We start from the raw sequence: 12,747 nt of genomic DNA, 5'->3' as shown, positions 1-12,747 counted from the left end.
TCGAACACAGCCCACTCGTCGTCCGTGAGATCACCCCGGGTCATCTCGCCTGTCTACCGCCCCGGCCAGGCCGGGACAGCAAAACAGCCAAACCCTTGATCTCAACTCGGCACACTCCCTAGGGCGGTCGGCTCCGGCGGCAGGCCTGTCTTCGCGGGGTGGCCAGCCGGATCGACGCGCCCAGGTCCGCGACGATGGCCCGCGGCCTTGATCCGGAGCTGTCGCCGTACGCGCACACCGCAGGCGTTGGCGAACTCGTCGAACATCTCCGGCCGACGGCTGACACCGAACCGCTCCGTCGGCGCCCACCAGCTCTGGGCCGTCGAGCTCGGCACCGTCTCCGCCCCCTGGTATCTTGCTGAACAACTCTGGAGAGGTCCCTGCCATGGTTCGTCGCCGGTGTTGCCGAGCAACTCGGGCAGGAGCCACGTGCGTTCGCGGGGTACGACACAGCTGTGATCCGCTGGGACCACCAGGAGCAGCGGATCCGTGAGAGTGCGGGCGCACCAAGGTCGAGTTCGAGTTCGGCCAGTGGTTCGCTCGCCCGCCGGCTCTATCAGGGTGCCAGGAACGGCAACGAACGTCTCACGCTGCTGTTCGACCTGGCCGAGTAGCTGTACAGCTGCTCGTCGTCCCCTTGGGCATGCGCCTCTCCGAAGTGGACGGCACACACCGCAAGCCGTCGATGTGCTCATCCAGAACAAGTCGGCCAAGCATCCGCTCTGCCTGCCACGATCACTGACACAAGAACCGGAAAACGCGCCGCCCACAGCCTCTCCGCCGGCAAGAGCAGCAAGCTCTGTCGGTGGACGGCAAGGAACACGTCGGCCTCTGCTTCACACCGACCAACTCGCCCTGGACGATCGGGCCGCCCAGCGTCGCGAGCGCGCCCGCGTGGAGAGCGAGAAGGGCATCCGCCGGGGCGGGGACGCCCCCTCAGAGTCGTAGCCTGAGCGGCCCGGCGCACGCGGCCTCGCGGATTTCAGACTTCCAGCGAAGCGCGGATGAGACCGATCAGCTCATCGTCAGTGACATCTGCCGCTTCTTCGGAGCGCAGCCGGATGGTTCCCTTCCCGCTGACGAGATCCGGGTGCCGGGAGGTGAAGCCTGCTGCCCGATCCTTGTCCCACCCGTAGAGTGAGACCCCGTGCCGCCATGCCCCGACATGCAGTTTTCGGTTGCCGACCCGATAGGTCGGCAACCCGTACGACAGCGCGACGCTCGCCTCGGGGAACGCCTCCACAATCAGCCGATGCACCCGGTCGAACAGTGGGCGGTGCTCGGACGCGATCTCGTCGATGTAGGTCTGCACGTCAGCGTTCATAAGACTCAGTCTGGCCGAGCATCATCCTCGATGCCCGTCACCAGCGGCTGCCAGACCCCGACCGCCCGCACGCCGCATGATTGCTCCGAACGACCTGGCGAACCTGTGCGGTGACGGCACTACCGGTCCGCAGATGGTCGTGGCCGGGTGTGCCGGCTCGGCGATCAGGGTGATGAGCTGCTGGTCGGGGTCTTCGGTGGAGGGCGAGGAAGGACCAGTCGAGGGTGAGTCTGCCGACGATCGGATGGCTCAAGGTTTTCGCGCCTGAGGCCTGGAGGCAACGCGCTGAGCGCCCCACCTCCGCCCGCCCCTCGAACGAGTACCCACGACGACGATAGTGGCGGCGGCAGTCCACGGCCTGGTGTGGTCGGCGACAGCGCGACCAGCGCAGCGTGTGGGTGTAGGGATGCGGGTGCCGGGGAGCGCGAGTTGCCAGAAGCCGGCGCACTTCTGCCGCCGTGAACTCGGTGACTCAGCCTCCTTCACCGCAGCAACCCTTTTTTCGCTCTTCTGCGCGGTCATCGCCCCGAGGAAGGTGTGCGCCGCGTCGAGAGAGTGATGTGCCCGTACGAGCTGAGATAGCGGCGCGCCCTGTACTGGTCCGGGCCCCACTCGTACCGTGAGATCCGCCGGGACACGGAGGAACCTCACGGCGGCCGTGGTGCGGTGCTCCGGACGGCCGCCCAGGCGGGATGAGCGGTGGTGCCGCCGACGTCGGCGCCGCCTCATTTGCGTCCGCTATTCGAACCGTCCGCGCTTGCGAACTCCCGAGCGGACAGGCCGAAGACGAGACCGCCGATTAGAAACCAGGGATTCCACAGCACCAGCGTCCACAGCCGCTGTTCCGGGCTTACGTCGACCTCCTGGCCTGCTGTGTCGGTCATCAACAGCATCTCAACCGCGATGCCGCGCACCAGCAGGACAGCGCAAACAGACCAGCCCAGAGCCTTGACCACCCGTCCGGTCAGGCCATGGGGCCACGGCCGGGCGAGAAGCCATCCCAGCACCCCACCGACAAGGCACAGCACCCCCACACCCCACAAGCCCCACCGCCACGAACCACGCCGGACGTTCCTCGGCCAGGGGCCCCGCCGAGACACTCAGCCCCCAGTTGCCGCCCAGCGCGTGGCGAGAGCGCCCGCCCAGGCGCACGCGATACGCCCCCACACCCTCGCCATTGTCCTGCTCTGCCGATCTTCATGCACAGCTGTCGGGCAGAGGAGGTTGCCATGGGGCCTTTCAGGGTTGCTGCGCACCCCGCGCGGCCGGTGAACGGCCTGGGGGTCGGGCGGGAGGACGAGGGGGCCGTGCCGTTCAAGGCGCGGTACTCAGGACCGCGGCCGCGGTGAAGGACTCTGCGCCGCTTGAATCGCCGCATCATCAACTCGGCCGCACCGCAGACGAACAGGAGAAAGGCCGGCGCCGGAAGCGCGGCGCCCCACACAGCCAGCATGCGGAGAAACGCGGTGTCCATGCCTGAAGTTCCCGTGCTTTAGTTCGAGCCCCAGTACACCTGCCCTTCAGTTGGCCGTCGCGGACCATCGAACACATCGGACTTGATCGTCTAGAGCGGAAGACCGTCACCCTCTCTGTGCAGGTGGGTCAACTCGGGCAAGCCAGATCCTCATCCACCAAGACTCGATTCCGGGAAACAGTGAGCGGGTCGAGCTGCACCTGCTCGGCGAAACCTGTGTCGCTGCCCTCCTGCAACGCCGCCCGCAGCGCACCGGGGTCCGCCGAGGCCTGTGCGCGACCGGCCAGTGCAAGCCGCTCCCCCACCGGCCAGCGGATCAGGAGACTCGCCAGCACTCGCGCCCTATCGACGCGCTTTTGGCCACGGCCACGATAAGCGGAGACCACCCACGCGTTGAGCGACTGGAGAAAGGGATGAAGCGGCACGTCCGCCTGTGCAATGGAGTACCGGCCCCGCAGTACCCACAAACCGCAGCCGTGCGCGGCGCGTGGGGCGGCGCCGACAGGCCATGTCTTGCCGCTGCCGGGGTCTTCCAGCAGCTCCACGACGCCATGACCACGTGTTCTCATCGACCTGACGCATCCGGCCAGCCGAACAAGCTCGGCAAGACAGCGACGGCGACCCGGCCGCGCAGACTCACATGCTCGACATCGATGGCGCCACCGCCGCGGACGGCGCCGACCGCTCACTATCCTGTGTTCACTGATCCCCGCGGGCTGTCCGGTATCCAGCTCGTTCTCTCCGACGCCCACGCCGGGCTGGGCGATGTGCTCGGCGCGGGTCCTGCCTGGAGCATCATGGCAGCGATGCCGCACCCCTGCGCCCGCAACGTGCTGAGCCAGGTTCTGAATTCGGCCCAGCCCTGGGCGGCCACGCTGCTGCCGACCGTCTTCGCACAGCCCGACACGACGACCGTCCAGGCCCAGATGCGGCACGTCCTGAACGCGCTGGAGGCCAAGTAGCCCACAAGCACAGCGCACCTGGACACGGCTCAGCACGCCCCGCTGACCGTCACCGCGTTCCCGCGTGAGATCTGGCGGCAGGTCAGGTCTGATCGAACAACCCGCAGGAGAGATGGAACAAGGAGATCCGCCACCGCACCGACGTGGTCGGTATTTTCTCGGACCACCGAGACACCGCTCCAGCAGACGTGACCTGGGAGGCCTCCGAATAGGAGGGCAGGGGGTCGATATGGCAGGACCACACGAGTGGCACATGGTATGTCGGTGTAGGGCTACGGGAAGAAAGATCAGGACATGTCCGCCTGACTGGAAAGAACAGAATTCATGCGCCGTATTGCCGCTACCGTCCTCGGAGCCGTCGCGTTCCTCGGAATCCTCGCCGTTCCCGCCAGCGCCGATGGCTGCACGGGCATGATGCCCATGCTGGTCGGTGTCGGCATCGGCTGTTCTCCGATCTCAGCGCTCTGAAGGGTCCTCACAAGGATGGTGGACTATGACCTGGTCGGCGGTGGGTGTCGGGCGCGAGGCCGCCGCGTAGTGGGACGCGGTCAACCCCTCAACCGCACGGGATGAACCCGGCGACGCCGACGATCACGCCGGGATACTGGTCGCCATGGAAGGGGTCAAGGTCGTCGTCGCCCATTCCGAGCGCGCGACCCTGCGCGTCGGCGACATGCTTCTGGTTCGACAACCACTGGGTCGTCCACTCCACACCGGTGCCATGCGGCATGTCCCGGCCCACGGTGAAGCGGTCGGAGATGGCCGGCTGGGCCGGATGCGGATACTGCGCCTCTCACTCGCGGTTCTTCTGGTGTCCGCGCCTGTACCTGGTCCGCTCCCCGACCGGCATGCCCATCACGTGGGAACTCGCGAACCCGAAGATCGACGAGCGGGGAGTGCTGGACGTGATGCTGGACCACGAGCCGGATCTGACCAACGGTCGGCCGGGGCTGTTGGTCATCGCGGACAAGGTGTTCGCCTCCAAGGAGTTCGAGGACGACCTCGCGATGGCTGCCGCGATCTGGCACAACCACAAGACCGACGCTCCCGTTCCAAGGTCACTGACCGCATTCGATCACTGACCGCCACGCAAAGGTGCCCCGTGCTCGACCAGCGACATGGTCTCGTCGCGCAGGGCTTTCACGGGTGGCCGCCGTCTGGCGCAATCCAGCCCGCCACGCCGACACACGCCTCGTTCCCTTCAGGGTCGGCCAGCACCCAGTTCGACGGCGCGTCGGCATCGTTCACCAGGCGGCCCCCAGCAGCGAGCGCCGCGGCTATCCGTGCCTCGGCCTGGTCGTACGGCACCCAGACGTCGATGTGAACCCGGTTGCGCTGCGGGCGTGGTGCGTCCATCTGCTGGAAGTAGAACGGTGCCCCGCGGCGGTGCGGGTCGACCAGGTCCTCTCCGCTGTTCGCACGGTCCTGGTAGCCGAGCAGGGCACGCCAGAAGGGCACCACGTCGGGAACGGCGAGGGCGTCGACAGTGACCTGGACGGTCTGCGCGGCGGACGGGTCGGCTGGAATGTCCAACGTGCGTGCCACCGCCGAGATCTGCCGGGCCAGCTCGATGTGCCGCTCGGTCAACCCGTAGTAGTCGTCCGTGATCGTGATCAGCCGTACGGTCACACCCTCGTGCCGCAGGTCGACGTCCGGGTGCCCGTCCCCCACGCCCGGCAACTCGCTGATCGCCTGCACGAGCCGGGCTCCGACCGTGAATGACCCGGTGCGGTAGTACGCGCACGCCCCCTCGCCCAGCACACGCCAGTCCGCCAAGCCGATGGTCTCGTGGAACTGCTGCGGCCTGATGCGCTCGATCTTGCCCTCTGCGTAGGTCATGCGATCAACGTAGCGTGCGGGTCCGACAACTCCGTCCGGCCACTCGGTACTTCGGGGTGCCGCGGTCTTCGACGTCGGCCCCGGACTCGTACCGGGCGGCCGCACCTCGATCACGGTGAGCTGCCACCACATACCGGCCGCGACCGACGCGAACCCGCTGCCCGCTCCGGTGCTCTTGGACCGCTCACCGTCCACCTGACCGGCGCCACCGGCGCGACGGGTAGGGCGCGGGTGACAGGGGCTGGCAAGCGTGGGCGCGAGGGCCTGACCGGAGTCGGCCGACGTCGGCATACACTGCGCTGTCGGCAACCGGGGGCTCGGCGTTGGCCGGGAGCCGTGCACCAATCGGCCGGACAGCGCTTCTTGAGGTGGATCACGTGACGTCGAGTGCGGCATCTCTCGTACCGGTCAATACAACCCTCGGCGTCCTGCTCGCCGTTCTGCTCTTGGTGGCGGCGGCGGTCGCGGGCTGGTTCCACCTCAATCCGCACCCCTACAAGGGCCGGGCCCGGGAGATCCTCATCGCCGGGCTTCGCGCCGCCGTCCAGCTCGCCCTGGTCTCCGTGATCGTCACCTGGGCCGTCACGTCCGTGCCAGGGCTGTCGGCGTTCCTCGTCGTCATGTTCGGGGTGGCCGTCCGGACGGCGGGACGGAGAATCACCAGCAACCGCACCTGGTGGCTGACGGCCGCCCCGATCGCCGCCGGTGTGGTGCCGGTCGTCGCGGCACTGCTGCTGACGGGACTCGTTCCCCTGAAGGGCATCGCCCTGATTCCCGTCACCGGCCAGCTCATCGGCGGCGCCCTGACCGTGACCGTCATGGCCGGTCGCCGTGCCCTGGACGAACTGGCTCAGCGTCGCGGTGAGGTGGAAGCCGCGATGGCGCTGGGGTTCCCGGACCGTGACGCACGGATGGAGATCGCCCGCCCCGCGGCCTCCGATGCCCTCCTGCCCGGCCTCGACCAGACCCGCACCGTCGGACTGGTCACGCTCCCGGGCGCATTCGTCGGCATGCTCCTGGGCGGGGCCAGCCCGTTGATGGCCGGAGCGGTGCAGTTGTTCGTCCTGATCGCGTTGATGGCCGTGCAGTCGATCGCAGTGGCGGTGACCCTCGAACTCATCGCCCGCCACCACCTGCACCGACCGGTGCCGGGCGCCGCGCGGATCGGCCCGCAGCGCACGGCCGGGCGGTCGACGGGGGCGCGGCAGGCGAGCGGTACGCCCTGAGCCCTCGTCGTTCAGGCGTGCGGGGCCAGCGGCTCGGCGCCGAGCGTCACCGTTGCTCACCTGTCGGCGCCCGGTCTTCGGCGCCGGGGTCCTGCGAGGTCTCGTCCCTGCTGCTGGCGGGCTCAGTCGGGCGAAGATCTGTCGTAGTGTCCGCTCGCGCTCCGCGAGCGCACGGGCACTGTGGTCGTCCGCGTCGCGTGGCGTGGTGCCTTCCAGGGCGGTGGACTTGGCGCCGTCCGGGACGCTCTCGTCGGCTCCCACGCGGCGCAGCACCGGGAGGAGGGTCGGCGTTCCCAAGGCGTCGGCGAGTGTGCGCGGGCGTCATCACGACGGTCTGCGCGTAGGGGCTGCACAGGAGAGCCAGCCGGTGGCCAGCGGGTCCGCGTCGCCCGTGCGTGTCTTCTCCGGCCGCCGAAGGGTCCTGAGCCGTCTGCTCGGGAACCGCTCCGCTCTCGATCCACATCCCGATCCCCACACCACACGGCGGCGCCGGCGCGGCACGTGGACGTCCGTATCGGTGCCGTGAGGGGAAGCCTGGTCGCCGGGTGGACGGATTCCTCCTGCGCACTTGCCACCCGGTGCAGAAGGGAGCCCTGTTCGGGCGGCAGTTCCGGTCGGTCTGACGTGCGCCGCACCTGCACGCCCCTCGTCTCGACGGCGCCAGGTGTACGCGCGTGGTCGGTACCCCGTCCCGGCGCTCATTCCATGCACCCGGTGAGCTGGAGGTACGCGTGATGAGCCGAGGACAGCAGTTCGTCGGCTTCTCGCAGGGCCCGCAGCCCGTGACCCGGTACTCTCCACCCGACGAGAGCCGCGCGAAGGCCTGCGCCCACACGTCGGGCTCCGCGTGCCACCGCGGCAGATCACCAATGTCCACCAGGTCGACGAAACATGGCTCCTCGGCGACGCACAGCACCTCGTCGACCGGGCGGTCCTCCGCCGCGAGATGCAGCACGGCCACCGGCCAGGCGGGAACGACGTCCCCCGGCACGGCGGGCTCACGCATCAGGACCAGTGCCTCAAGGAGACGGCCGTCGTCCCCAAGCGTGTCCGTGACGTGTCCTCGTCCCACCGGCCAGCCGCCGGCACCACGCGCCTCGGGCTGTCCCTCCGGCGACATCCTGTCGGGTCCGTCGTCGCGCTTGATCGTGCTGCCGACGGTCGCTTCGACCTCGATCGCGATCCTGGGCATCGACGCCACCTCCATGCCGCCAGGTTGCTTGTTCCACTCAGAGGCCATCAGCACCGTCGAGGTGCGGTCGTGGCGAGCCCTATCGCCGTACGCGACCAGTGTCCCGCGCCCGCACGCTCGCCTCAACGCGGTACCACCCCGACCCCTCTCATCGAGAGCCGGCGAGGGCATCGCGCTACGCTGGGTGTCTGCGGCAACCCGAGCCGCCGCGCGGCGGTGGGGGCCGCCGTACCCCAACCGCGACAACGGCGCCGCCAACGGTCCCTGCTCGTCACCTCAGTGCGCCCGATATCGGCCGGGCGCCGTGCGAGCAGGGGAACCACATGGGAGAGGCCCAATCCCGAGTGCTAGGCGAACCCACCGATCCCGACATCGACCTTCACGTGCCCACGCAGCGCCGTGAGCTGCGGCGCGGGCAGTGGCCGATCATCGCCGCGGTGTCCTTCGGCGGCGCCGTCGGAGCCTCGGCCCGCTACGGTGCGGCCCTGCTGTGGCCGACGCCTGCCGGCACCTTCCCCTGGACGACCTTCGTCGTGAACGTGATCGGCTGCGGCATCATCGGCGTGTTCATGGTGATCATCACCGACGTGTGGGCCGCTCACCGGCTGGTGCGCCCCTTCTTCGGCACCGGGGTCCTGGGCGGCTTCACCACCTTCTCCACGTACGCGGTGGACATCCAGCGCCTGGTCGATCAGGGTCACGCCACGGCCGGGCTGACCTATCTGGCAGCCACCATGCTCTGCGCCCTGGCAGCCGTGTGGACCACGGCGAACCTGACCCGCCGCGTGATCGAGTGGAGGCAGTCATGACGAGGCTCACCGGCACCGCACTGCGGGTGACGATCTTCATCGGCGAGAACGACACCTGGCACCACAAGCCCGTGTTCTCCGAGATCGTGCACCGCGCCCACAGAGCCGGCCTGGCCGGCGCGTCCGTCTTCCGGGGCATCGAGGGATTCGGCGCCACGTCCCTCATCCACACCAGCCGGCTGCTGTCGCTGAGCGAGGACCTGCCCGTCGCGATCGTCATCGTCGACACCGAGGAACGCATCCGCGCCTTTCTGCCCCAGCTCGACGAACTGGTCACCGAGGGCCTGGTGATCCTCGACGAGTGCGAGGTCATCCGCTACGTCGGCCGCGACCGGAAGGACACCGCGTGAACTGGCTGCTGGTCATCATCGGCGCGATGGTCGGGGCCCCCCTGCGCTACCTGACCGACCGCACCGTGCAGTCCAGGCACGACACCGTCTTCCCCTGGGGCACCTTCACGGTCAACATGGCCGGCTGCCTCATCCTCGGCCTGATCACCGGCGCCGTCGCGGCGGGCGGTGTCTCGTCGCACGTCCAGCTCCTGCTGGGCCCGGGGCTGTGCGGGGCGCTCACGACGTACTCGACCCTGTCGTACGAGACCCTGCGGCTGGCCGAGGAGGGCGCCCGCTTCTTCGCCGCGGCCAACGCGTTCGGCAGCATCGTCGCCGGCCTGGGCGCGGCCTTCACCGGAGCCGCGTTCGCCCAGGCGATCTGGGCCTGATCCCCCCACCACCCTCCCTGAGCCTCCCGGTCCGCCCGTGCGGTGAGTGGCGTCAGGAGGACCGCGGGAGATGCGCGATGCTCCACGACGTGGCGTGGGTGCAGCCGACCCACTACGTGTGCGCAAACCGGGCCGCTGGGACGGGCTTGCGTCAGCTCATGCTCGCCAAGACGTCCACCGGTTGCCAAAGACACCGAATGCTGTGATGGCCGCACGCTGCTGTGCGAAAGTCGGTCCCGGGGTACGGCGCTTGTCATGCGTACACGTCACGGCCGCTGCCAGCGATGGTGAGTCGCGCCGAAAGGGTCCACGATGGAGATGACAGCGGAGTGACACGCTAAAGGTGATCATGTGGTTGGACTGGTCATCGTCACATTTTTCTGGCGCCTTCCCCACTGCCTGAGCTGGTTCCCCGCTGGGCGCGTCCCGAGCAGACGATCACTGAGTGTTCCCGGCGGACCGGTTGCTCGCAGACCAGTCCACGGCCACAGGGTTGCCGGGCCGAGGAAGATCGTGATGACTACAGAGGCTGAACTTCTCAGGACCGACGATCAGAGGCTTGAGGAGCTGTTTCGCAGGAGTCCGGCCGGCGAGATTCCCAAGGGCCCGATGGAGGGCCGGGCAATCTTCCCCGATGCAGGCCCTGAAGGGGCATGGCTGCTCGCCGGTCTGGTGCATCTGTTCGCGTGGCGCGGCAAGGTCTTCAGCCCGGACGGCTACCTCAGCAACCGCCTCACCCCGATGGACATTCTGTCCATCGTCGCCATGGTCGCTCCCGGCCCGAGCCTTCTGGACGAGCAGGAGTGCATCGTCATCGACTACTCCAACACGTCCCTGGTGTTCGGGGGCGTGCGCGATGAGATCCGTCAGGTCGGCCCGCATCTGTACTTGGGTCTGATCTGGCTGTCCGGCCGCAAGGTCGGATGGTTCACGCTGCGCGACCCGAACGACGTCGACGCATAGAGCGGATCGCGCCGGCGCCCTGGCGCCCTGGTCACGATCGCACAGGGCGCCCCGCCGTCGACAGCGTGGCTCACTGCGAACGCTCAGCAAGACCCGTCGGAGCGTCAGACGTCCGGCCTGTGGGCGGAGGTTCTGCACCGTGCCGACACGACGAAAGGCCCCCATCTTGCTTCCCCTGACCATGCGCCTCGGCAGAGCAACGCGGCGATTCTCGTGCGGTGTTGGAAGGACGGAGTTCTCACGGCACCGTTCAGGCATCGCCCTTGCGGCATCGGGCACCATGGCTCTGGCTCTGACGGGGCTTCCCGCAGCCACAGCCCCCAGCACTCCGGCCCCGTTGCACGGAACCGTCACCAGCGCGGGAAAGCCGCTGTCCCACGCCACCGTCACCCTCTTCGCCGGAGACCCGCAAGGCGTCCGGACGTTGGGGCACGCCACGACCGACGCCCGCGGGGCCTTCCAGATCCGACCCGGCCGGCACACGGGCTCTGTGCTGTACGTCGAAGCCGCACCCACGGGCGACCGGTCGTTGCGTCTGCGCTCCGTCGTGGGATTCGGCTCCGGGGGCGCGGTCGCCCCGCGCTCCGAATCCGCTGTCACAGTCAACGAGTTCACCACCGTCGCCGCTGCCTACGCATTGGCCCAGTTCACCGACCAGCACGGCATCACCGGGCCGAGCCCCGGCCTGGAGAACGCCGCAGCCACGTCCTACAACCTCGCCGACCCGGCAACGGGCAAACCCGGCAAGGTCGTCACCGACCAGAACAACGGCACCAAGAACGACACCCTGGCCACCCTCGGCACCCTGGCGAACCTCATCTCGCTCTGCGCGCCGGGAGCGAACACCGGAAATTGCAAGGACATGCTGCTCCTGGCCACGCCGCAGGGCGACAGCACACCGGGGGACACGGCTCAAGCGGTGCTCAATCTTGCCCGCGACCCGAAACTGACCCCCACCAAGCTGTATGCCCTGGCCGGAAAGGCACACACGTACGGCCCCGCGCTCACCGCAGCCCCGTCAGCCTGGGTCCTGGCCCTCCACTACGTTGCGCCCAAGGTCTACGCCCCTGGCCGGATCGCCGTCGACGCCAAGGGCAACGTGTGGGCCACCGTCAACTGGTTGCCCGGAACGAGAAACCCCAGCTCCTACTTCACCGTGCAGGACCCGGTGGGCAAACCCGCCTTCAACAGCCCCATCAGCGGCGGTGGCATGAAGGCGGGCGCCTGGGGCCTCGCCATCGACCACCAGGGCTCTCTCTGGGCACCCAGCTACGCCGGTGATGCCATGGCGAAGTACTCGTCGACGGGGAAGGTCCTGTCGCCCAGCACGGGATTCAAGAACGGCGATCTCAACCACCCCCAGGGCACCGCCGTCGACCAGAGGGGAAACATCTGGATCGCGAACTTCTACGGCCTCAAGGGCAACCGCGGCAAGGGAAGCGTGATCGTCTACCCCCACGGTGACCCCTCCAAGGCGATCACCATCACCGGCGGCGGACTCGACCACCCGTTCTCCCTCCAGATCGACGGCTACGGCCGGGCCTGGGTCTCGAACGCCCGATTCAACGGGGCGAAACTCCTGGACACGCGCGTACCGAAGGGCCATGCGGGCGGAAGCATCACCGTCATCGGTCCCGACTTCAAGCCGACCTCGTTCTCCCCCATCAAGGACGCCTCACTCGACTGGCCGCTCGCACTCGCCGTCGACTCCAAGAACAACGTGTGGGTGCCGAGCTTCCTCAGCAATTCGGTCACCGAACTCGGGCCCGACGGAAAGGTCTCCGGCGTACACAAACTGCCCACGGCCATCGCTCCCTGGTCCGTGGCCATCGACGGTTCCGACCGCGTGTGGGTGGCCGGCTTCGGCACCCCTTCTGTCTCCGTCCTGTGCGGCGTCAACACCAGCGCGTGCCCGCCCGGCTCTTCCACCGGTTCCGTGCTGTCGCCGCCCGACGGCTACCGCAGCAAGTCCATCCAGCACCTCACCGCCGTCCAGCTCGACCAGTCCGGCAACGTCTGGCTGGCCAACAACTGGTCCGAGGTCGTCCCACCCACCGGTGGCAACGGCCTGGTCGAACTCATCGGCGTCGCCACCCCCGTATGCACCCCCCTGAACCCCCTACCGGCCCGCCCGACGGCCACCAGCACAACCGCCTGCTCAACCCAGACCAGCACCCAGTCCAGATGACGATCGGTCTGCGTGTTCCGGCTGGCCGTGTTCCCGGGCGCGGGCGGAT

General features: G+C 68.5%; 15 protein-coding genes and 1 pseudogene. 10 read left to right on the top strand and 6 right to left on the bottom strand.

The features are described 5' to 3' along the window. The first annotated feature begins 455 nt into the window (after nucleotides 1-455). Entirely contained in the window at nucleotides 456-614 is a 159-nt protein-coding gene (locus ACZ4MF_RS43250) for a hypothetical protein (protein WP_467499138.1), read from the top strand. Nucleotides 615-982: 368 nt separating this feature from the next. On the opposite strand, the gene ACZ4MF_RS43245 is transcribed toward ACZ4MF_RS43250, so the two are convergent. The 3 genes from ACZ4MF_RS43245 to ACZ4MF_RS43235 all read right to left on the bottom strand — a co-directional run bounded on the left by ACZ4MF_RS43245 (nucleotide 983) and on the right by ACZ4MF_RS43235 (nucleotide 3,343). Then, nucleotides 983-1,324, bottom strand: a complete 342-nt coding sequence (locus tag ACZ4MF_RS43245) for an iron chaperone (RefSeq protein WP_467499136.1) — start codon at nucleotides 1,322-1,324, stop codon at nucleotides 983-985. Between the two features lie 725 nt (nucleotides 1,325-2,049). After that, nucleotides 2,050-2,424, bottom strand: coding sequence for a DUF3995 domain-containing protein (locus ACZ4MF_RS43240; protein WP_467499134.1), 375 nt, complete (start codon nucleotides 2,422-2,424; stop codon nucleotides 2,050-2,052). A 502-nt stretch (nucleotides 2,425-2,926) separates the two neighbouring features. Continuing rightward, nucleotides 2,927-3,343 (bottom strand): hypothetical protein, encoded by a 417-nt coding sequence (locus tag ACZ4MF_RS43235; protein WP_467499132.1) that lies wholly within the window; start codon nucleotides 3,341-3,343, stop codon nucleotides 2,927-2,929. 150 nt (nucleotides 3,344-3,493) lie between these two features. Between ACZ4MF_RS43235 and ACZ4MF_RS43230 the strand changes: the two genes are divergently transcribed. Both ACZ4MF_RS43230 and ACZ4MF_RS43225 read left to right on the top strand, forming a co-directional pair. After that, a complete protein-coding gene (locus ACZ4MF_RS43230; RefSeq protein WP_467499130.1) occupies nucleotides 3,494-3,760 on the top strand; it encodes a transposase in 267 nt (88 codons plus the stop codon). 324 nt (nucleotides 3,761-4,084) lie between these two features. After that, nucleotides 4,085-4,228: a hypothetical protein gene (locus tag ACZ4MF_RS43225; protein ID WP_467499128.1), complete on the top strand. Its 144-nt coding sequence runs from the start codon at nucleotides 4,085-4,087 to the stop codon at nucleotides 4,226-4,228. An 88-nt stretch (nucleotides 4,229-4,316) separates the two neighbouring features. Here the strand turns inward: ACZ4MF_RS43225 and ACZ4MF_RS43220 are convergent, their stop codons facing one another. Continuing rightward, complete coding sequence (locus tag ACZ4MF_RS43220) at nucleotides 4,317-4,490, bottom strand: hypothetical protein (RefSeq protein WP_467499146.1); 174 nt, start codon at nucleotides 4,488-4,490, stop codon at nucleotides 4,317-4,319. On the opposite strand from ACZ4MF_RS43220, the pseudogene ACZ4MF_RS43215 reads away from it, so the two are divergent. Beyond that, a pseudogene (locus tag ACZ4MF_RS43215) lies at nucleotides 4,414-4,842 on the top strand (transposase family protein); the annotation flags it as partial. The gene ACZ4MF_RS43220 and the pseudogene ACZ4MF_RS43215 sit on opposite strands and share 77 nt — an antisense overlap. A gap of 58 nt (nucleotides 4,843-4,900) precedes the next feature. Here ACZ4MF_RS43215 and ACZ4MF_RS43210 read toward each other — a convergent pair. Then, nucleotides 4,901-5,599, bottom strand: a complete 699-nt coding sequence (locus tag ACZ4MF_RS43210; protein ID WP_467499126.1) for a VOC family protein — start codon at nucleotides 5,597-5,599, stop codon at nucleotides 4,901-4,903. A gap of 377 nt (nucleotides 5,600-5,976) precedes the next feature. Here ACZ4MF_RS43210 and ACZ4MF_RS43205 point away from each other — a divergent pair, with 377 nt between their 5' ends. Next, the gene (locus tag ACZ4MF_RS43205; protein WP_467499124.1) at nucleotides 5,977-6,825 is read left to right on the top strand and encodes an ABC transporter permease; all 849 of its coding nucleotides are present in this window, start codon (nucleotides 5,977-5,979) and stop codon (nucleotides 6,823-6,825) included. A gap of 46 nt (nucleotides 6,826-6,871) precedes the next feature. On the opposite strand, the gene ACZ4MF_RS43200 is transcribed toward ACZ4MF_RS43205, so the two are convergent. Further along, nucleotides 6,872-7,945, bottom strand: coding sequence for an inorganic diphosphatase (locus ACZ4MF_RS43200; protein WP_467499144.1), 1,074 nt, complete (start codon nucleotides 7,943-7,945; stop codon nucleotides 6,872-6,874). A gap of 395 nt (nucleotides 7,946-8,340) precedes the next feature. Here ACZ4MF_RS43200 and ACZ4MF_RS43195 point away from each other — a divergent pair, with 395 nt between their 5' ends. The 5 genes from ACZ4MF_RS43195 to ACZ4MF_RS43175 all read left to right on the top strand — a co-directional run bounded on the left by ACZ4MF_RS43195 (nucleotide 8,341) and on the right by ACZ4MF_RS43175 (nucleotide 12,698). Then, complete coding sequence (locus ACZ4MF_RS43195) at nucleotides 8,341-8,826, top strand: fluoride efflux transporter FluC (protein WP_467499122.1); 486 nt, start codon at nucleotides 8,341-8,343, stop codon at nucleotides 8,824-8,826. Further along, on the top strand, nucleotides 8,823-9,176 hold the full coding sequence (locus ACZ4MF_RS43190) for a DUF190 domain-containing protein (protein ID WP_467499120.1): 354 nt from the start codon (nucleotides 8,823-8,825) through the stop codon (nucleotides 9,174-9,176). Before ACZ4MF_RS43195 ends, ACZ4MF_RS43190 begins: the two co-directional genes overlap by 4 nt. Next, nucleotides 9,173-9,547, top strand: coding sequence for a fluoride efflux transporter CrcB (gene crcB, locus ACZ4MF_RS43185; protein WP_467499118.1), 375 nt, complete (start codon nucleotides 9,173-9,175; stop codon nucleotides 9,545-9,547). The genes ACZ4MF_RS43190 and crcB overlap by 4 nt, the downstream gene beginning before the upstream one ends. Nucleotides 9,548-10,063: 516 nt before the next feature. Beyond that, nucleotides 10,064-10,510, top strand: coding sequence for a hypothetical protein (locus ACZ4MF_RS43180; protein WP_467499116.1), 447 nt, complete (start codon nucleotides 10,064-10,066; stop codon nucleotides 10,508-10,510). Between the two features lie 337 nt (nucleotides 10,511-10,847). Next, the gene (locus tag ACZ4MF_RS43175; protein ID WP_467499114.1) at nucleotides 10,848-12,698 is read left to right on the top strand and encodes an NHL repeat-containing protein; all 1,851 of its coding nucleotides are present in this window, start codon (nucleotides 10,848-10,850) and stop codon (nucleotides 12,696-12,698) included. The last annotated feature ends 49 nt before the right edge of the window (nucleotides 12,699-12,747 follow it).

The organism is Streptomyces sp. NPDC025793 (genome assembly GCF_055558375.1).
Note: the sequence above shows the minus strand (reverse complement) of the source record. Positions and strands in the feature narration are given on the sequence as shown.

What these genes read in the sequence shown, in the direction of transcription:
- ACZ4MF_RS43245 (WP_467499136.1), bottom strand. Translation starts at nt 1,324, where the DNA reads ATGAACGCTGACGTGCAGACCTACATCGACGAGATCGCGTCCGAGCAC.
- ACZ4MF_RS43225 (WP_467499128.1), top strand. Translation starts at nt 4,085, where the DNA reads ATGCGCCGTATTGCCGCTACCGTCCTCGGAGCCGTCGCGTTCCTCGGA.
- ACZ4MF_RS43210 (WP_467499126.1), bottom strand. Translation starts at nt 5,599, where the DNA reads ATGACCTACGCAGAGGGCAAGATCGAGCGCATCAGGCCGCAGCAGTTC.
- ACZ4MF_RS43220 (WP_467499146.1), bottom strand. Translation starts at nt 4,490, where the DNA reads ATGCCGCATGGCACCGGTGTGGAGTGGACGACCCAGTGGTTGTCGAAC.
- ACZ4MF_RS43190 (WP_467499120.1), top strand. Translation starts at nt 8,823, where the DNA reads ATGACGAGGCTCACCGGCACCGCACTGCGGGTGACGATCTTCATCGGC.
- ACZ4MF_RS43180 (WP_467499116.1), top strand. Translation starts at nt 10,064, where the DNA reads ATGACTACAGAGGCTGAACTTCTCAGGACCGACGATCAGAGGCTTGAG.
- ACZ4MF_RS43200 (WP_467499144.1), bottom strand. Translation starts at nt 7,945, where the DNA reads ATGTCGCCGGAGGGACAGCCCGAGGCGCGTGGTGCCGGCGGCTGGCCG.
- ACZ4MF_RS43195 (WP_467499122.1), top strand. Translation starts at nt 8,341, where the DNA reads ATGGGAGAGGCCCAATCCCGAGTGCTAGGCGAACCCACCGATCCCGAC.